General features: G+C 65.3%; 19 protein-coding genes. 6 read left to right on the top strand and 13 right to left on the bottom strand.

Annotation, left to right across the window (positions count from 1 at the left end):
* Positions 1-106: 106 nt before the first annotated feature.
* Both J2R76_RS35395 and J2R76_RS35390 read right to left on the bottom strand, forming a co-directional pair.
* Positions 107-517 (bottom strand): DOPA 4,5-dioxygenase family protein, encoded by a 411-nt coding sequence (locus J2R76_RS35395; protein WP_057016923.1) that lies wholly within the window; start codon positions 515-517, stop codon positions 107-109.
* 23 nt (positions 518-540) lie between these two features.
* A complete protein-coding gene (locus J2R76_RS35390; protein WP_076826075.1) occupies positions 541-1161 on the bottom strand; it encodes a trans-aconitate 2-methyltransferase in 621 nt (206 codons plus the stop codon).
* Positions 1162-1344: 183 nt separating this feature from the next.
* On the opposite strand from J2R76_RS35390, the gene J2R76_RS35385 reads away from it, so the two are divergent.
* Positions 1345-2049: a hypothetical protein gene (locus J2R76_RS35385; protein WP_076826073.1), complete on the top strand. Its 705-nt coding sequence runs from the start codon at positions 1345-1347 to the stop codon at positions 2047-2049.
* Between the two features lie 21 nt (positions 2050-2070).
* Here the strand turns inward: J2R76_RS35385 and J2R76_RS35380 are convergent, their stop codons facing one another.
* A complete protein-coding gene (locus J2R76_RS35380) occupies positions 2071-2724 on the bottom strand; it encodes a PilZ domain-containing protein (RefSeq protein ID WP_076826071.1) in 654 nt (217 codons plus the stop codon).
* A 385-nt stretch (positions 2725-3109) separates the two neighbouring features.
* On the opposite strand from J2R76_RS35380, the gene J2R76_RS35375 reads away from it, so the two are divergent.
* Entirely contained in the window at positions 3110-3913 is an 804-nt protein-coding gene (locus J2R76_RS35375) for an enoyl-CoA hydratase (RefSeq protein WP_253625543.1), read from the top strand.
* Between the two features lie 276 nt (positions 3914-4189).
* On the opposite strand, the gene J2R76_RS35370 is transcribed toward J2R76_RS35375, so the two are convergent.
* The 8 genes from J2R76_RS35370 to J2R76_RS35335 all read right to left on the bottom strand — a co-directional run bounded on the left by J2R76_RS35370 (position 4190) and on the right by J2R76_RS35335 (position 11837).
* Positions 4190-4972: an SDR family NAD(P)-dependent oxidoreductase gene (locus J2R76_RS35370; protein ID WP_092089647.1), complete on the bottom strand. Its 783-nt coding sequence runs from the start codon at positions 4970-4972 to the stop codon at positions 4190-4192.
* 85 nt (positions 4973-5057) lie between these two features.
* Positions 5058-5975, bottom strand: coding sequence for a DUF1932 domain-containing protein (locus tag J2R76_RS35365; protein WP_253626116.1), 918 nt, complete (start codon positions 5973-5975; stop codon positions 5058-5060).
* A gap of 5 nt (positions 5976-5980) precedes the next feature.
* Positions 5981-6850 (bottom strand): ABC transporter substrate-binding protein, encoded by an 870-nt coding sequence (locus J2R76_RS35360; protein WP_253589261.1) that lies wholly within the window; start codon positions 6848-6850, stop codon positions 5981-5983.
* Positions 6851-6869: 19 nt separating this feature from the next.
* The gene (locus tag J2R76_RS35355; protein ID WP_076826067.1) at positions 6870-7598 is read right to left on the bottom strand and encodes a TetR/AcrR family transcriptional regulator; all 729 of its coding nucleotides are present in this window, start codon (positions 7596-7598) and stop codon (positions 6870-6872) included.
* A 59-nt stretch (positions 7599-7657) separates the two neighbouring features.
* Positions 7658-8536: an SMP-30/gluconolactonase/LRE family protein gene (locus tag J2R76_RS35350; protein WP_253626115.1), complete on the bottom strand. Its 879-nt coding sequence runs from the start codon at positions 8534-8536 to the stop codon at positions 7658-7660.
* 35 nt (positions 8537-8571) lie between these two features.
* Positions 8572-9642, bottom strand: coding sequence for an aldose epimerase family protein (locus J2R76_RS35345; protein ID WP_253625542.1), 1071 nt, complete (start codon positions 9640-9642; stop codon positions 8572-8574).
* A gap of 2 nt (positions 9643-9644) precedes the next feature.
* Positions 9645-10574 (bottom strand): Gfo/Idh/MocA family protein, encoded by a 930-nt coding sequence (locus tag J2R76_RS35340; protein WP_253625541.1) that lies wholly within the window; start codon positions 10572-10574, stop codon positions 9645-9647.
* 237 nt (positions 10575-10811) lie between these two features.
* Positions 10812-11837 (bottom strand): histone deacetylase family protein, encoded by a 1026-nt coding sequence (locus J2R76_RS35335; protein WP_253625540.1) that lies wholly within the window; start codon positions 11835-11837, stop codon positions 10812-10814.
* A gap of 181 nt (positions 11838-12018) precedes the next feature.
* On the opposite strand from J2R76_RS35335, the gene J2R76_RS35330 reads away from it, so the two are divergent.
* Complete coding sequence (locus J2R76_RS35330) at positions 12019-12630, top strand: TetR/AcrR family transcriptional regulator (RefSeq protein ID WP_057016914.1); 612 nt, start codon at positions 12019-12021, stop codon at positions 12628-12630.
* A 3-nt stretch (positions 12631-12633) separates the two neighbouring features.
* Here J2R76_RS35330 and J2R76_RS35325 read toward each other — a convergent pair whose 3' ends face one another.
* Entirely contained in the window at positions 12634-13584 is a 951-nt protein-coding gene (locus J2R76_RS35325; RefSeq protein ID WP_253625539.1) for a fatty acid desaturase, read from the bottom strand.
* 14 nt (positions 13585-13598) lie between these two features.
* Entirely contained in the window at positions 13599-14630 is a 1032-nt protein-coding gene (locus J2R76_RS35320) for an alpha/beta fold hydrolase (RefSeq protein WP_168857292.1), read from the bottom strand.
* A gap of 214 nt (positions 14631-14844) precedes the next feature.
* On the opposite strand from J2R76_RS35320, the gene J2R76_RS35315 reads away from it, so the two are divergent.
* From J2R76_RS35315 to kdgD, 3 genes are all read left to right on the top strand, one after another.
* Positions 14845-16182 carry an MFS transporter gene (locus J2R76_RS35315; RefSeq protein ID WP_168857275.1) on the top strand — a complete coding sequence of 446 codons (1338 nt, stop codon included), beginning with the start codon at positions 14845-14847 and terminating at the stop codon, positions 16180-16182.
* 174 nt (positions 16183-16356) lie between these two features.
* Positions 16357-17262 (top strand): LysR substrate-binding domain-containing protein, encoded by a 906-nt coding sequence (locus J2R76_RS35310; RefSeq protein WP_141340767.1) that lies wholly within the window; start codon positions 16357-16359, stop codon positions 17260-17262.
* A 126-nt stretch (positions 17263-17388) separates the two neighbouring features.
* Positions 17389-18330 (top strand): 5-dehydro-4-deoxyglucarate dehydratase, encoded by a 942-nt coding sequence (kdgD, locus tag J2R76_RS35305; protein ID WP_253625538.1) that lies wholly within the window; start codon positions 17389-17391, stop codon positions 18328-18330.
* Positions 18331-18345: the final 15 nt, after the last annotated feature.

The raw sequence follows: 18345 nt of genomic DNA, 5'->3' as shown, positions 1-18345 counted from the left end.
GGTAGCCTAGGAATGGTGACTTAACCTCACGTTGCAAAACGCGATGAGTTTGAAACGACTTGGCTGCAGCACAATTGCGTCAAACTTTACGCAACAGCCGCGACGCTCAGGGACGCAGTGTCGGCGACGTGTTCGGCGTCGGCGCCTGCTCCATCTCCGCCTCTTCGGGCAGCTTGTCGGCGTGGACGGCGAGCGGCGTGCCGATCCAGAGCGGATCGTCGTGGTGGTCGCGGCGCGGATTGGTGGTGTTGGGATGGACCAGGATGCTTAGGCTGCCGTGGTTCAGCATCAGCCACGGCACCAGGGTCGGGAACAACTCGGCCGCAAACGCCACCTGATACATCGCCTGATCGTGCGGGCCGACCTTGACGTCGTGCCAGCGTCCGAGCGTGACCAGAAAGCGCTCGCCGATCCAGTTGCGCAGCCGCTCCGCCTCGTCCCGGCTGGCCGCGGGGTCGTAATAGACATGGGCGTGGTAGCTCGCGATCTCGCCGATCATCCGTGGCGCGTCCGTCATCTCACCTCTCCCTCCGCGGCCGGTCACTTGCGCCGCAGCACACTGAACTGGAACGACTGCGTCGCGCCCCAGGGCGTGACGTGCCGGTGCGCCTCATGCGCGATCAACTCGAATGCCGGACCAATGGTCCTGCTGAGCGTCGCGGGGTCATAGCGCTGCACCGGCAGGCCGCTGCACTTCTCCGGGCCATCCAGCGCGAAGGTGCCGATCACGGCGTGCCCGCCTGCTTTGACGCCGCGATGCAGCCGGTCGAGATAAGCTGCACGGTCTGGTTCCTCGACCAGGAAGTGAAACGCCGCGCGATCGTGCCAGATGTCGAAGGTCTGCTGCGGCTGCCAGACCGTTGCGTCACCTACGATCCAGTGCACCGCGTCACCTGCTGCGCCGATCCGCTCCCGCGCGTTCGCCAGTGCCGCTTCAGAGAGATCGAGCAAGGTCACATCATGAAAGCCGCTCGCCAGCAGCGCATCGACAAGTCGCGAAGCTCCGCTGCCGACGTCGACGATCGAGGCGTCGCGGCCGGGCGCAACCGTTTCGATCAGGCGCAGCGATGGCTGCGGATCGGCCTGCGACCAGCTCACCTGTTGCTCTCCCTTGGTCAGATAGACAGTCTGCCAATGCGATTGCCAATCAGAAGCGGTCATGGCGATAGGTCCCGAAAGCGGCAACAACCTGCGTTGCGCCATTAACCATCAGCTAGGCGCGGCGGTCTCTCGCGTCAACCGGCAGCGGCGGGCACGCACGGCGGCGTAGCAGCAAATGCCGCATTTGCTTCGCCGCATTTTCCAACTAACCTGATAGCCGGGTTGAGATCAGGACGTCCGGGGATGGCCAATTTCGGCTGGACACGCGGCAACAAGCCTGCACAAGCGGAGGACGCCGCCAGCGACTTGCGCGGCCTTACCGATCCATTGGCGTTTGTCGCCGCGCTCGACAAGGTGGTCCCGCGCTATCTCGATCTCGCCGACAATGGCGTGCTGGTCTATCCGGCCTGCAAACGCAAGTCCGGCGATCTGCTCGGCGACATCAGTGCGATCTGGGAGCACACGCGGCTTGAAGCGATGCGCTATGTCCCGATGGTGCCGCGGCAGGACATCTCGCTGCTGGTCGATCCGGCCCGCCAGGCGGAGATGATCGATGCTTTCCTGCGCCAGCGCGCGCACGACAAGACCGTCGTCGATTTCACCGGCACCGCGATCGAAGACTACGGGATTGCGATCTACGCTGGCCTGAACTGGCTGAACCATTGCGGCGCGCTCGTGGGCGCCGATCCGCAAAAATTTTCCGGCACGTTGCGGAGCTTCCGCAGAGTCATGGTGGTCGCCCAACAGTGGTGGGCGATCGACGGCGCGGCCGAGCGTTGCCGGCAACTGCTGGAAGCGCGCGAACGGCCACCGCTGGTGTTCTTCCTGATGTGGGCCGAATGCACCAATTTGGCGCGGGAGATCGCGATCGCGGCGGCCGGTCCAAATGCAACCGAGCACACTATCTCGCGGATGCGCGCGGCCGAAGACCCGGAACAGCTGACCTAGGGAGCCGGCGGATCCCGGCCGTCAGGCGACAGGGTTCCCGTCGGCCGACGCTTGCTGCAATTCCTTGGATTTGCGCGAGATCAGGCGGGCCAGTTCGCTCTGCTTGTAGGTCTCGACGAACTTGATGGCGAAGCCGTTCGGCAGATGCCGGACCACCCGCCCGACGCAGGCGCCGATCGCAAGCGGCATGCCGACCGGCGGCTGCGCCTCGGAGGAGACCGCCGCGCCGGACAGCGACATGTCGATGATGAAGCAGCTCTGCATGGTGCCGTCCGCCAGCGTCAACATGGCATGCGGCGCGACGGGAACGAAACGCGGGTTGTTGCGCGCCTCGCGGATGCTCGGATCCTTTTGCTTCTTCTCGATCCAGGTCAGCTTGTCGGCGAACTTCTCACGCATGGCATGCGTCATCTCGAGCTCGAGCAGGAAGCTGCCGCTCATCGTGTCGGTGATGCAGCCCTCGAATTTGCCGAACTCCTCGAAATACGAAGTCAGCCGGTCGCCGACCTTGCCGACGACGGGCACGTCCACGATCATCCGGAACGGCGAGACGCGCGTCGTGCGGCAGGCGAAGGTGCGCAATTTGCCCTGGGCATCGTACCAGTTCGGCAACGTGTAGCTGCCATTGACGGTGATCTTGACCGCGCGTTGCTTGAGAAACTTTTCGACGGACACGACTGAACCTCGCCCGAGGCGATGTGAGTGCACGGAGGTCGGGATTGACCGGCTTCACTGCCGGTCCGGTGGTGGGGAAGTCCGCTACCGACGCGATGGTAGCGGGCAGCTGCGGCACGCATCCCAGCGCGTGGCGGAATGGTCCTGGCGCGCAGGTGCGTACAGCCATACCGTCGAAAAACTAGGAAAAAGTTAAACCGGGACGGAGCGTCGGCGGCGCACTCCATGGCGCAACCGTTTCGCGGCGGTTTATTTTGCGAACCGTACAACTGCCGGGAGAGTTGCCGCCCGGCAATGCAATCGCGCCGTGCTCCAAACCGCCTGCCCCGGCTGTCGGCCGGGTGCTAGCCTTCGCTCGATCGGTCCGGACCCTCATAGGCTCAACATGTCAAACAAATCGCTTGCCGACGGCAAGATCCTGCAGGACGTCGTCGACGGTGTCGGCGTCATCACCTTCAACAATCCCGACAAGCGCAATGCGATGTCGCTGGAGATGTGGGAGGGGCTCGGCGAGGCGCTGACGGCGTTGCGCGACGAGCCGGCTGTCCGCGTCGTGATCCTGGTCGGCGCCGGCGACAAGGCGTTCGTATCGGGCGCCGATATCAGCCAGTTCGAGAAGACAAGGCACAACGCCGAGGCCTCCGAGGAATATTCACGGCGCAGCGCCGCCCAGCGCACCCTGCTCGCCGACTATCCGAAGCCGACCATCGCCTGCATCCGCGGCTTCTGCCTCGGCGGCGGCATGCAGGTCGCGATGCTGACCGATATCCGTATCTCCGGCGCCAGCGGCCAGTTCGGCATTCCCGCGGCCAAGCTCGGCATCGCCTATGGCTATGACGGGCTGCGCCATCTGGTATCGCTGGTCGGCCCGTCCTGGGCGCGGCTGATCATGTATACGGGCATGCGGATCGATTCCGCCGAGGCGCTGCGGATCGGCCTCGTCGATCGCGTGCTGCCGGACAACGAGCTCTGGGACGCGACCATAGAGATCGCGCGCACCATTTCGGGCAACGCGCCGCTGGCGATCAAAGCCGCCAAGATCACCATCGCGCAGGTGCTGAAGGATCCCGCCGATCGCGACATGGCGGCGATCAAGCAGGTCGGCATCGAATGCATGGACAGTGCGGACTTCCGCGAAGGCCGCAACGCTTTCATGGAGAAGCGCAAGCCGCAGTTCAAGGGCCGGTAGCGGCGTCCTCATCCTCACCGGTCATCGCCCGGTTCAACCGGGCGATCCAGTCCGCGGCGGCCCATCGGCTCAAGCACGACCGCCTCTGGAATATCACCCGCATGCGCATGCGCGGGTGATGACGCCGGATGACGATCGCACGATTTCTGAATAATGGAAGAATGCCGCTGATTTGCCCGACGTGTCAAGTCGCCTGGTCGAACGCCGGCCGCCGGCGGCTCCTTTGCATGGGGTTGTTTTCGATATTTTGGCAGTGTGCTCGCGGTTGAACCTGCCCTACTTCTTCTCGCTGACCGGGACCGTGTAGTTCAGGATCAACCGCCCGCCGTCGGGATAGATGGTCTGGCCGGTGATGTAGGAGGCATCGTCGCTGGCAAGGAATGCCACGACGGCAGCGACCTCGCTCGGCTCGCCGCAGCGGCCGGCCGGCGTCCGCGACAGCACGCTGCGCCGCGCATCCTCGGACGAGAAGATCGCCGTCGCCACCATCTCGGTCAGGATCGTGCCGGGTCCGACCGCCACGACGCGAATGCCGTGCGGCGCCAGCGCCACGGCGGCGACCGAGGTGAGCTGCTTCATCGCGCCCTTGGACATCGCATAGGTCGCGAGCGAGGGGATCGCGAGCAGCGCGTTGACCGAGGACATGTTGACGACGACGCCGCCACCGCCCTGCGCGATCATCTGGCGCGCCGCAGCCTGGACGCCGAAGAACGCGCCCTTGAGGTTGATGCCCATCACGTCGTCGAATTCGGCCTCGCTGATGTCGAGGAAGTCGCGGTTGCGCGCGACGCCGGCATTGTTGACCATGACGTCGAGCCGGCCGAACTCCTTCACCGCGGTCGCGACAATGCGATCGACATCGGCGCGCTTGCTGACGTCGGCCTCGACCGCCCGCAACTGATCGATATGTCCGAGTTCCTGGGCGGTGTGGACCAGCCCTGCAGCGTCGACATCCGAGATGACGACCCTGGCGCCGTCGGACAGGAAGCGCGCCGCGCAGGCCTTGCCGATGCCGCGTGCCGCCCCCGTGATGGCGACGACCTTGCCGGAATTCTTCATGGGAGTGCCTCCAGAACAAACTGTTCATGGAGCAATAGCGCATTGCGCGTCGGCAGGGAACGCGGCGGATTCTCCGGGCGAGACCTTACGACTTGATGCGCGCGAGAATCCGGTCGGCCTCGGTACGCCAGTCGGCGCTGCGGGCGAAGTCCGGCGTTCCCCTGGGTCCGAACACGCCCTCATCGGCAAGGTCGGCGATCCAGCCCTGCCGCTCGGCGGTGCCGGAGGCAGACCATGGCGTCAGCCCGGCCTCGCGCACGGTCTCCGCCACCTCGCGCACCTCCTCGGCGCGCCGCCGGCCGTGCTCGATCACCCGCTGAAAGAAATAGGCGCCCTGCTTCTCCCAGTCGATCGACGGAAAGGTCTCCTTGAGCGAGGCGAGCACCGCATCCTCGACGCCATAGGCGCGCGCGGTGGTGAAGCTCTCGATCACCATGGCCTCCAGCCCCTTGATCATGATGCTGCGACACATCTTGACTGCAGAGGAGACCCCAAGCTCGTCGCTTGCGACCTTCGCCGCAAAACCGAGCGCGACCAGCAGCGGCGCCAGCTCCCGCGCGCCTTGGCCGCCGAGCAGCAGCGGCACCCTGATCCGGTACGGCGGCAGAGAAGTCATCACCGCGCCTTCGACATAGCGGCCACCGGCGCCGTCGATGTGCGCCGCCGCGCGCTGCTTGGCGCCGGGCGAGGCCGAGTTGAAATCGAGAAACCAGACCCCGCTCTGGATCCCGGGCGCGCAGGCCGCGGCCACCGGCACCGCCTGGCTCGCCGTCACCGCCGAGATGATGAAATCGGCCCGCGCCGCGAGATCGGCATGGGATTGCGCGAGCTCGACGCCGATCTCGGCCGCGTGTGCGCGCAGCGCCGCGCCCTGCCCGCGGTCAAGCTTGATGTCGTAGGCCGAAACCCTCACGCCCTGCTGGCGCAGATCCTCGGCAAGGATGCGACCGACCTCGCCATAGCCGAGCATGCCGACCTGCCATTGCCGCGGATCGCCGGAGATTGTCATCAGTTCAAGTCCCGTGTTGTGTCGTCGAACAGCTCATCGACCGTGACGCGCCGGGGGATCAACGCCTGCTGGACGCAATAGTCGATCATCAATTCGAGCGGCTTGCGGTTCGCCGCAACGCCGAACGGCAGCAGGTCCGGCATGCTGGGCGGGCCGGCCGCTGCCTTGCCGCGCTTGAGCAGCTCGTACAGGCTCCGCACCACGTCCGGCCGCGACGCCGCAAGCCGCGATGTCACCACCACCAGATGATTGACCGGCACCACGCCGTGCCGCTGATACCACAGGGACGCCTCTCGGGCTGGATCGGCGAACAGCGGCTTGAGCTCCGGATCGCTGGAGGTCTCGCCCAGCACGGCGTCGACCTCGCCGTCCCCCAGCATCTGGACGATTGTCTTGCCTTTCGGCGCGCGCTCGGTGCTGTCGACATATTCCGCAACATGTGGATCCTCGAACGTGACCCAGTTGATCCTGTCGAGGTTCACGCCATGGTCATTGGCAAGGATGCCGCGCATCCATGCCCCGGTCGTGGTCGTGAACGAGCGGATGCCGACCCGCTTGCCTTCGAGATCGGCCGGCTCAAGCGTACCGAGGTCGGCGCGATAGAGCGCATGGCCGTGCTGGAAGCGGCCGACCATCGCCGCCGGCAGCAGCACCAGCGGCTTGCCGTGCGCCCTTGCCATCAGATAGGTCACGATCGCCATCTCGCAGACGTCGAAGGCCTGCTCGCGCACCATCGGCTTGAACGCGGCGTTGGTCGGCGTGAATTCTTTGAAGTCGAGATCGAACAGCTCGGAGCGAAGCTCACCGTTCTTCACCGCCCGGATGTGCGGATGATTGCCGAGCACGGCGCGCAGCCGAAGTTTCTCCATCGCGACAAGCTCCGGACGTTCAGGTCACCACTCGGCCCGGATTCGCGCCCGGGATCTTGCGGGGCGCCCCTTCGTCGAGCGGCGCGGCCTGCAACGCGGCAACGGTGGCGCGCACCAGTTCCTCGATGGCGTGGCCGGCATCGGAGCCGTCGGCGCTGCCGCGCGACAGGCGCGAGACGCGCTCCGGCGTCACCAGCGTGTAGTAGAGCGCGCCGAGCAGGAAGTGGCTGCGCCAGACCAGATCGGTACGCGGAATATGCGGCAGGCTTTCATGAATCGCGTCGATGAAGGCATGACTGGTGTCGTCGAAGGTCTGCGCGATGATCTTGCGCACGACCTCATTGCCCTCGGCCGACATGATCGCGCGCAATCGCGTGAACCGCGTTCCGCCGCCGGCAAGATCGCTGCCGGACGTAAAGGCCGGCAACACATAGGCGCGCACGATCGCCTCCAGCCGGTCCTGCAGATCGCGCACCCGCCGCGCCGCCGCCAACAGCTCGGAGCGCCGGCGGTTCATCGGGCCGCAATGGCGCCGATAGATTTCCAGCAGCAGGCCGTCCTTGGTCCTGAAATGATAGGTCACGCTGCCCGGATTGGCGCCGGCGGCCTGCGCGATGTCGCGTACCGAGACGGCGTTGAAGCCGTAGGTCGAGAACAATTCCTCCGCCGCGGCGAGGATCGCCTCGCGCATGTTCGGCTTGCGGGCGCTGGCGGCCTTCACGTCAGACCTGGCAGGTTTGCGGACCATATTTGTACTATCGTCCAAATAATCCGGTCGCGTCAACAACGCCGCGCGGCACCCATCCGTCAGGATAGTTTGACGTCAGGCTCTGCCCGACCGCGCGCGGCGGCCTCGAGCAGGAACGTCCTGCCACGCTCGGGATCGGCCGCACGCTGCGCCTCATCCATGTCCTGCCAGGCCGAAGTGACCAGCACGCGCGAGAAGTCGCGGCCGACGAATGCCGGGCAGCTCGATTGCCTCGCGGGTACGCGCAGCGAACGCAGATGCCGGCCGGCGGGATCGTAAACGTCGACGCGACCGCCACCCCAGCGCGCGTTCCAGATCAGGCCGTCGGCATCGACGATCGCGCCGTCGAGGCCGCCGCTGCCTTGATGCCTGATCAATTCGATGGGTTCACCGGTCGGCAGTCCTGTTGATGGATCGAGCGGCACGCGATGCAGCACATTGGTTGCGGTATCGGCGAAATAGCCGATGTCGCCCGCGGGCGAAAAGCAGATCGCATTCGGGATGGTGATCCCGGGATAGAGTCGCACGATGCGGCCCCGGTGCAGCGCATAGATCGCGCCGGCACCCTGCTCGGCATGGCGCCCCATGGTGCCGAGCCAGAACGTGCCCGACGGATGCACACGCGCGTCGTTGGAGCGCGTCAGCGGATTGTCGGCCTCCAGCGCAGCGAACAGCTCCAGGCGGCCGTCTGCAACGTGCCGTACATAAAGTCCATCTTCGGCAAGGATCAGCTGCCGCTCGCCGTCGATCCGCGCCAATGCACTCGCCATTTTCGGCAATCCGTGGATGACGGTGCGGCCACCTGCAAATCGATGCTCGAACAGGCGGCGCTCGCGGATATCGAACCACCAGGCGGTGTCGGTCGCCGCATCATAGGTCGGGCCTTCGCCGAGATGGCAACGCTCCGCCGACAGCACCGATGTCGGCACCTCTTCCATCAGCGGCTCGGCGGCACGGTCGGTCATGGCGTCACTCACGCGGTTGAGAAGCGGTAGACGATGCTGCGCCGATAGAGCTGTCCTGGATCGAGCCGCGCCGACGGGAAGTCGGGCCGGTTCGGCGTATCCGGCCAGGCATGCGGCTCGAGACAGAGCGCGTCGGATTGCCGGTACAGACGATCGCCCTTGCCGGCGGTCGAGCCGTCGAGGAAATTGCCGGTATAGAACTGCAGTCCCGGCTGATCGGTGAACAGCTCCATCACGCGGCCGCTGTGCGGCGCCTCGAGGCGCGCAGCAAGGCAAAGGCCCGCCCCCTTGGCCAGACAGAAATTGTGGTCATAGCCGCGCCCGAGCCGCAGCTGCTCGTCATTCATCCTGATCCGCGCGCCGATGGCTGTAGGCTTGCGGAAGTCGAACGGCGTGCCGTCGACCGGCCGCGGCGGTTCGTGGAGCGGCATCGCCGTGGCATCCACCGCGAGGAAATGGTCGGAGACGATCGTCAGCCGGTGATCGAGGATCTGCATGCCCGAGCGCGCGCCCTCGAGATTGAAGAAACTATGATTGGTGAGATTGAGGCATGTCGGCCGGTCGGTCGTCGCCTCGTAGGTGACCGAGAGCTCCATCGGACTGCGCACGCGATAGGTCACGCGCGCCGCGAGATTGCCCGGATAGCCCTCCTCGCCATGCGGGCTCTCGCGCTCCAGCACCAGTGTCGGTCCCGGATCATCCGATAGTTCGACGATCCGCCACAGCTTGCGATCAAAGCCCTGCAGGCCGCCGTGCAGCGCGTTGGGACCGTTGTTGGCGTCAAGCTGCACGGTCTCGCCATCGAGCAAGAAGCGCGCACCGGCGATCCGGTTGGCATAGCGCCCGATCGTCGCGCCGAAGAATTTGCGCTGTGCGAGATAGCCGTCGAGCTCATCGTGGCCAAGCACGATGTCGTCGCAATGCCCGTCACGATCCGGCGCAAGCAGCGCCTGCAGCGTGGCGCCGAACGGAAGGATGGCGGCCTCAAAACCATGTTCGCCGCGCAAGATCACGCGCTCGACCACGGTGCCGTCGTGCAATTTGCCGAAGGGAGCGCGACCAATGCTGGCTGATGTCATTGTCAGTCCTCGAACGCCTCGACCAGGCGCCGTCGCCCGAGCATGAAGCTATCGGCGACAAGCCGCAAGGGCGCGAGGTCGACATCGGATTTTCCTTCCGAGGTCAGCGCGACGAAGCGGCGGTACAGCGCGGGATATTCCTCATCCGGCGCATCGACCACCAGCCTGCCGCCATCGCGCAGTTGCCTTCCACCTTTCGACAGCGTCACGGGCCCGGCCTCGGTTTCGCACAGGATGTCCCAGCTCGGCGATCCGGTCTGGCGGAAATCGAATTCGGCGTGAATTGGCAAGCCGCCCGCGTCGGAGAGTTCGATCTCTGCCGCAATCGGCGCCTCCCGATTGGACGGAAAGTCCAACGCCGCGCTCCTGATAAAGACCGCACGCGGCAGGATCTCGGTCAGGATCGACAGCGCGTTGATGCCGGGATCGAACACGCCGAAGCCACCCGCCTCGAAGATCCAGGCCTGGCCTGGGTGCCAGACGCGCACGTCTTCCTTCCAGATGATGGTGACCTTGTTGATGGTGCGTCTCGCGAGCAATTGCCGCGCAGGACCGACCGCGGCCGCATAGCGTGAATGCCATGTGGCAAACAATGTCCGACCCGCCTCCTGCGCGGCCGCGATCAGCGGCTTGAGTTCGCTTAACGTCGTGCCCGGCGGCTTCTCCAGCAGCACGTGCTTGCCCGAGGCGAGCGCGGCGGCGGCCTGCGCGTGGCGCATCTGCGGTGGCGTACACAGCGCGACCGCGTCGATCTCCGGCCCGTCGCGCAACAACTCCTGCAAATCACGGAAATGCGGCAGGCCGGGCGGGGTCTTGACGGGATCGGCCACCGCAACGAGAGCCACGCCTGACGTCTTCGCGATCGCAGGCACGTGCTGCCGGCACGCGATCTCGCCATAGCCGACGATGGCGATGCGAAGCAGGTCACTCATGGCCGTCCTCGCGTTGCTGTCCACCTGGCCGGCTGAAGTCGCCAGGCAGAATCATAAGCCAGCGCCGAATACCAACGGCATGATGTGATTTTGGTTGCGGACACGCAAGTCCACGACGTTCTGTTGCGCGCCTCGCGGCCGGGGTATCGGCTTTGACCAATCAAGGCCGATGCTCCGGATTCCGGCCTTGACGGGCTTTGTTCGCGCGGACCGGTCGCCACCTCGCCCAAAGCCGCGCTAGCGCGCGGCCTCAAACCCGCCGAGCACTGCCGTCAGATTGGCGCCGAGGATGTCGGAGAGATAGCCGCCCTCCTGCACCAGCACCGTCGGCAGTCCGAATCGGGCCAGTCCCTCGCCGATACGACGGAAGCCGTCGGTGGTGACGGCGAGACCGGCGAGCGGGTCCTTCTCGGAGGCGTCGAGACCGAGCGCGACCACGAGCGCGGTCGGGGCGAAGGAGCGGATCGCCTTCTCCGCCACCGCGAGCGCCTTCATGTAGTCGTCGTCACCGGTGCCCTTGGCGAGGGGAATGTTGAGATTGGTGCCGAAGCCACCTGCGGCGCCGCGCTCATGCGCATAGCCCCAGACGAAGGGGTAGAAGAACGACGGATCGGCGTGGATCGAGACGGTGAAGACATCCGGCCGCTCGTAGAAGATGCCCTGCGTGCCGTTGCCGTGATGCACGTCGACGTCGAGGATCGCGACGCGCTCATGCTTCTGGCGCAGATGCTCGGCCGCGATCGCGCTGTTGTTGAGGAAGCAGAAGCCGCCGGCGAGGTCGCGATAGGCGTGGTGACCGGGCGGGCGGCAAAGCGCGTAGACGGCGTCCTCGCCGTCGAGCACCATCTGCGCGGCGGTGACCGCCACGTCGCTCGCGGCGCAGGCGCCGGCCCAGGTGCCGGGACCGATCGGGGCTGCGGTGTCCATCGTGTGCCAGCCGAGCTTGCCGACGATATGAGCAGGGTACGTGCCGGCATTGCGCACCGGGTGGATGTTCGCGATCATCTCCGGTCCGGCATTGCCGAGCGCCGACCATTCGTCCCAGGCGTCCGCGAGAAAGCTCAGATATTCCGGACTGTGCACGCGCGCCCGTGGCCCCTGCCCGAACTTGGTCGGCTCGATCAGCGTGTGCTTGCCGGCCTTCAGGCCCGCCAGCAGGCGGTCGGCGCGTTCGGGCTGTTCGGTGGTACGCTGGACCACACCGCGGACAAGGAAGAATTGCGGATCATGGCTGCGGTGCAGATCACTGTAGACGGCCTTCACGGGGACACTCCTGTTGGATCGGCGGCTGAGCTGGACAGAGCGAGGGCAATGTGCCGCACGCAAGCTCTGGCCTGCGCGTTGTACACTATCAGCGACGGCGACGATCTGAAACCGAGCGCGATTTCATGCTATGCCCGCATGCAGCGCAATGATTGAAAGACGCAGGACGCGAAGTCCGGCCATGGCCAGCGGCAAGACGCAGACAGAGGAAGCGGCAACGGGGCGGCGCGGGCGGCCGCGTTCCGCCGCGACCACGGCCGCGATCCTGGAAGGCGCCTATCAACTGATGGCGACGACCGGCCTCGCCGCGACCACCATCGACGCGATCGCCAGGCATTCCAACGTCTCGAAGATGACGATCTACAAATGGTGGCCGTCGCGCGAAGCCTTGCTGATCGATGCCTTCCTCGACCAGGCCTCGCGGGCCGTGCCGCTGCCCGAAACCGGCAGTCCGGTGGCCCGCATCCGCCGCCACGTTGCAACCTATGTCGAGGCGTTGCAGGGCGAGTTCGGCCGCGTGCAGCTTGCCGTGATCTCGGAATGCATCTCGAAGACCAGCACGGCAGAACTGTTCTACGAGCGTTACCTCGGCCTGCGCCGCAGCAAGATGCTGGAGATCATCGCCGCCGGCCAGAAGGACGGCAGCATCGGCGCACCGGGCGTACCCGGCGATATTTATGACGCAATCTACGGCAGCCTGTTCTACCGCTACGTCTTCGGCATCAAGCCGCTGACGCCGGCCTACGCCCGCAATCTCGTCAATCTGGTGCTGCGGCCGCGCACGGACGCTTGACTATCAAGCAGAGCGTTGGCGCTGACGGCGGAACCAGACCCAGGTCTCGCGCGTGACGGCCCGGTAACTGCTGCCGCGATACACGATGTGGCCATCGACGATAGCGTTCAGCTTCGGCAGCGCATGGAACGGCACCGTGGGATAGGCGTGGTGCTCGACATGGTAAGGCATGTTCCAGGCGAACCATTTCATGATCCTGCTGGTCATCGTTGTGCGCGTGTTCTCGAACGCGCTCCGCGTCCGCTCGCAGCCGGTGTGCTCGGCATAGAGATAGGGGCGCAGGATGAGCTGACCGGCCAGGAGCGGCACGATCCACACCCACAGCAGGATCGCACTGTGCAGCGCGAACGAGGCCGCGAGCAACAGCAGATAGCCCGCGAGATAGAGCCGCGCCTCCAGCACGATCGAGGCGCGCTTGTGCTCCGGAATCCACGGCACGACCACCTTTCCGGTGAGTGCATGCCAAAACATCAGGCGGATGCGAACCAACACCTGCAGCAGTCCCGAATAGGCGATCGCCAGCTGGGTGTCCGACGCGGGCTTGGGGCCGACGATCAGCTCCGGGTCTTTCTCCGGATCCTGCGTGTAGCGATGATGGTCCCAGTGGAACAGGCAGTAATACTGGTAGGGCAGTCCGATCATGAAGGCGGACAGATTGCCTACGACAAGATTGAGCGCTGGACTGCGGAACGCCGTCTTGTGCGCGGTCTCATGCACCACCATGAACAGGAATGCGACGAAGTAGCCCTGCACGGCAATCAGCGGCAGCGCCCATGGCAGACCGTAGCGCGATGAGACCAGGGAGATCAGCGCGCCGACGATGACGATCATCCCGTAATGGCTTGCCGCGCGCACCGCGCCGGCAAGGTTCGACTTGGTCGACAAATCGCGCAAGGTCAGCGGGCTGAGCGGCTTCAGGCGGGGTCCGGCGTCACTGGTCTCTGCGGTGCTCATGGTCGTCTCACCTGTCAGCGTTGCAGCAGCGCCGAGATTTCGGCGTTGATGAAGGCGCGGTCTTCGGCGTTGTTGGTGGGATTTCCGGCCCGGTGCCCGTGGATCGACGGAATCGCATGCAGCGCGGCCGAGCGCGCGTTGACCAGGCGGCCGAGTTCAGCCTCGTTGTCGCGCGGGTCGAAATAGCGATCGGTACGCCCTGGCATCAGCAGGACATGCGCCTTGATCGCGGCCAGCGCCCGGTCGAAGTCGCCGCCGAATTGATCGCAACGGCTGATATCGCCGGCCTGCCAGATCGCGATCTGCGCCATCAGATCATTCGCATCGCGCCGCGCGAAGGCACCGTCCCAGGATCCCGCGAGGTAGTCTTCCAGCGAGTTGAAGCCGGCCGCGCGCCAGACTTCCTCGCGATAGAACTCATGCGACATCGCCCAGCCGGCGTAGACGCGCCCCATCGCACGAAGGCCCGCCGCGGGCTTGCTGACGAAGCGGCCGTCCCGGTAGGCCGGGTCGGCGGTCAGCGCGGCCTTCACACCTTCGAGGAACAAATGATTATACGGCGAGCACCGCGCGCTGCCGCAGACCACGGCCGCGCGCTCGACCATGTCGGGATACCGCGCGGCCCAGTGATAGGCCTGCATGCCGCCCATCGACCAACCATAGACCAGCGCGAGCCTGGTCACGCCGAACCGCTCGACCAGCAGCCGCCGCTGGATCGCGACCGCGTCATGATAGGTGAAGGCAGGAAACGGCGCGCCGCCGAGCACCTCGACCGAATTCGACGGCGAGGAAGACAGGCCATTGCCGAACAGATTCGCGATGACGATGAAGTAGCGCTCGGGATCGAGCGCGCCGCCCGGCTGTACCAGCCATTCGATGTCGGTGTGCTGTGCGGCGAACGACGTCGGATAGAGGATGACGTTGTCCCGCGCCGCATTCAGCGTGCCATAGGTCTTGTAGGCGAGCCTCAGTTGCGGAAACACGGCACCGCCCTGCAGCGTCACATCGCCTGCCTCGAACACCTCATAGTCGCGCGGCGTGGTCATCAGCATTCGACCTCGAGCAGCCGGGCGCAACGCTGCGCCCTTAATAACTGTACTATTGGTACACTAAATGCGAAACCCTGGCAATAGCGGCGAAGGTGGAATGACACCGGGCCGATCCATTCAAAATCGGTATGGATCAATACCCGTTTCGGCTTGGACCCATTGTCGTCATCTCTCTAGGACAGACCCTGAGGAAATTTTCGAGGAGGCGCTAATGAGCGCAATTGTGTCCGCCGCAGACACGCGGCGATCCCGCGTCCGGCTCTTGATCGTGACGATGTTGTTTCTCGTCACCACCGTGAACTATGCCGATCGCGCCACGCTCTCGATCGCCGGCCCCGCCCTTTCCAAGGAACTGCATCTCGATCCCGTCGCGATGGGCTACGTGTTCTCGGCGTTCGGCTGGTCCTATGTGGTCGCCCAGGTGCCGTGCGGCTGGCTGCTCGACCGCTTCGGCTCCAAATGGGTCTATGCGCTCAGCATCATCGTCTGGTCGATCTTCACCGCGATGCAGGGCCTGGTCGGATTCCTGTCCGCGGGCGCGGCCGTGGTCCTGTTGTTCGCCCTGCGCTTCCTGGTCGGCATCGCCGAGGCGCCGTCATTCCCGGCCAATGCCCGCATCGTCGCCTCCTGGTTCCCCGGCAATGAACGCGGTACCGCCTCGGCCTTCTTCAATTCGGGGCAGTATTTCGCCACCGTGATCTTCGCGCCGCTGATGGGCTGGATCGCCCATGAGTATGGCTGGCGCCATGTGTTCTACGTGATGGGTGCGCTCGGCATCGTCATGGGCATTGCCTGGATCAAGACCATCTACGAGCCGAAGGAGCACCCCGCGATCAACGAGGCCGAGTTCGACTACATCAAGCAGGGCGGCGCGCTGGTCGACATGGACGCGGCGAAGGCCGGCAAGACCCAGGACAGCGGCCCCAGCTGGGACCACATCCGCCAATTGCTCGCCAACCGCATGATGCTCGGCGTCTATATTGGCCAATACTGCATCAACACCCTGACCTATTTCTTCCTGACCTGGTTCCCGGTCTATCTGGTGAAGGAGCGCGGGCTCTCGATCCTGCAGGCCGGCTTCGTCGCGACCTTGCCGGCGCTGTGCGGCTTCATCGGCGGCGTGCTCGGCGGCGTGATCTCGGACTATATCCTGTGCCGCACCGGCTCGCTGACCATAGCGCGCAAGATCCCGATCGTCGGCGGCATGCTGCTGTCGATGTCGATCATCGCCTGCAACTATGTCGACGGCCAGGCACTGGTGGTCGGCTTCATGGCGCTCGCCTTCTTCGGCAAGGGCATCGGCGCGCTCGGCTGGGCGGTCGTCTCCGACACCTCGCCGAAGGAAGCCGGCGGCGTCTCCGGCGGCTTGTTCAACACCTTCGGTAACCTGTCCTCGATCACGACGCCGATCGTCATCGGCTACATTCTGGCCGCCACCGGCTCGTTCAACGGCGCGCTGGTGTTCGTCGGTGCCAACGCGCTGGTCGCGGCGATCGCCTATCTGTTCATCGTCGGCGAGATCAAGCGGGTGCAGCTGAAGGCTGCGTGAACGCGCTTCACCTCTCCCCGCCCTTCTGCGGGGAGAGGGAGCAGAAAACCAAACAGCGGCTTCGGCCGCCGTCTTTGTCTGCTTTTTTGTCTGCTTGTTTGTCTTCTTGGCCAGTGGGAGGCATCGATGCTAGAACGTACAAATCCCCGCGCGATCAATTCCGGGCTTGCATCGATGTTCGACCTGAGCCAGCTCCGCTGCTTTGTCACGGTGGCCGAAGAATTGCACTTCGGCCGCGCCGCGACGCGGCTCAACATGACGCAGCCGCCGCTGAGCCGGCAGATCCAGGTGCTCGAGCACATCATCGACGCGCCGCTGCTGGAACGCACCAGCCGCTCGGTGCGGCTGACGCCGGCGGGACGCAGCTTCCTGCCCGAGGCGCGGCGCATCCTCAAGCTCGCGGAATCCGCCTCGCAGGTCGCCCGCCGCATCGCGCTCGGCAAGACCGGCTCGCTCAAGATCGGCTTCACCGCGGCGGCCGCCTACGGCTTCCTGCCCGACCTGATCGCGGCCTGCCGCTCACGGCTGCCGGAGGTCGATTTTTCGCTGAAGGAGATGGTCTCCGGCGATCAGTTCGAGGCGCTCACCACCGGGCAGATCGATGCCGGCCTGCTGCGTCCGCCGATCGCGCGGCCGGAATTCGCCAGCCGGCGCGTCGTGGCCGAGCCGCTGCTCGCCGCGATCCCGAAGAAGCATCCGCTGGCCGCGGCCGAGACCGTGAGCATTAAGGATTTCGACGACCAGCCCTTCGTGATGTATTCGCCCTACGAGGCGCGCTACTTCCACGATCTCTTGGTGTCGATGTTCACGCGCGCCGACGTGCTGCCGCGCTATGTGCAGCATCTCAGCCAGATCCATTCGATCCTCGCTATGGTGCGCGCCGGGCTTGGCGTAGCGATCGTGCCGGAAGCGGCCGCCAGCCTGAAGATCGCGGACGTCAAGTTGAAGCCGCTGAAGCTGCGATCGCCCGTGCCGGTCGAGCTGTTCATGGTATGGCGGCGCGATCACGAGAACCAGTTGCTGCCGTCGCTGATCGAGATCGCGACCGAAATCGCAGCGCCGCATCTGCGCGGCGATTGATGCAGAGTTAGCATCGCTCGATACCGCGTTTGGCTTGGACGCGCATCGAACCATTCCCTAGAAATTCCGCCATGGACGCGCGCTGCTCGCGCATCCCGTTCCCAGAAACATTCAAGGAGTGGCGCCATGAGCAAGATGACCCCTCAGGAGATGGCCGCTAGAATCGGTGGCGGCCTCCTGTCCTTCCCCGTGACCCCGTTCAACGCGGACTATTCGTTCGACGAGGCGACCTATCGCGCCAACATGGACTGGCTGTGCGGCTATGACGTCGCCGGCCTGTTCGCCGCCGGCGGCACCGGCGAGTTCTTCTCGCTGACGCCGAGTGAAGTTCCCCACGTCGTGAAGATCGCGGTCGACGAGACCAAGGGCCGCGTTCCCGTGCTGGCCGGCACCGGCTACGGCACCGCGATCGCGCGCGAGATCGCGGTTGGCGCCGAGAAGGCCGGCGCCGACGGCCTGCTGCTGCTGCCGCCCTATCTCACGCATGCCGAGCAGGACGGCCTCGCTGCCCATGTCGAGGCGGTGTGCGCATCGGTTAAGATCGGCGTCATCGTCTACAACCGCGACAATGCGATCCTGCAGCCTGATACGCTGGCGCGCCTCTGCGAGCGCTGCCCGAACCTCGTCGGCTACAAGGACGGCATCGGCGATATCGAGCTGATGACCCGTGTCTACACCCGGCTCGGCGACCGCCTGACTTATATCGGCGGCCTGCCGACCGCGGAGACCTTTGCCCTGCCCTATCTCGACATGGGCGTGACCACCTATTCGTCGGCGGTGTTCAACTTCGTGCCCGAATTCGCCACCAAATTCTACGCCGCGGTGCGCCGGCGCGATCATCAGACCATCCATGCAGGCCTGAAGGATTTCATCCTGCCGCTGATCGCGATACGCAACCGCAAGAAGGGTTATGCGGTGTCGATTATCAAGGCCGGCATGAAGGTGATCGGCCGCTACTCCGGCCCGGTGCGGCCGCCGCTGACCGATCTTACCGAGCAGGAGATCGCCGAGCTCGCGGCGCTGGTCGCCAAGCTGCCGCAGGCCGCCGCGCAGCAGGCGGCGGAATAAGCCGAACGGCCAGGA

Origin of the sequence: Bradyrhizobium sp. USDA 4532 (assembly GCF_024171315.1) — a bacterium.
GTDB lineage: Bacteria > Pseudomonadota > Alphaproteobacteria > Rhizobiales > Xanthobacteraceae > Bradyrhizobium > Bradyrhizobium australafricanum.
The sequence above is the reverse complement of the archived record's forward strand: the minus strand, read 5'-3'. Positions and strand labels throughout refer to the sequence as shown.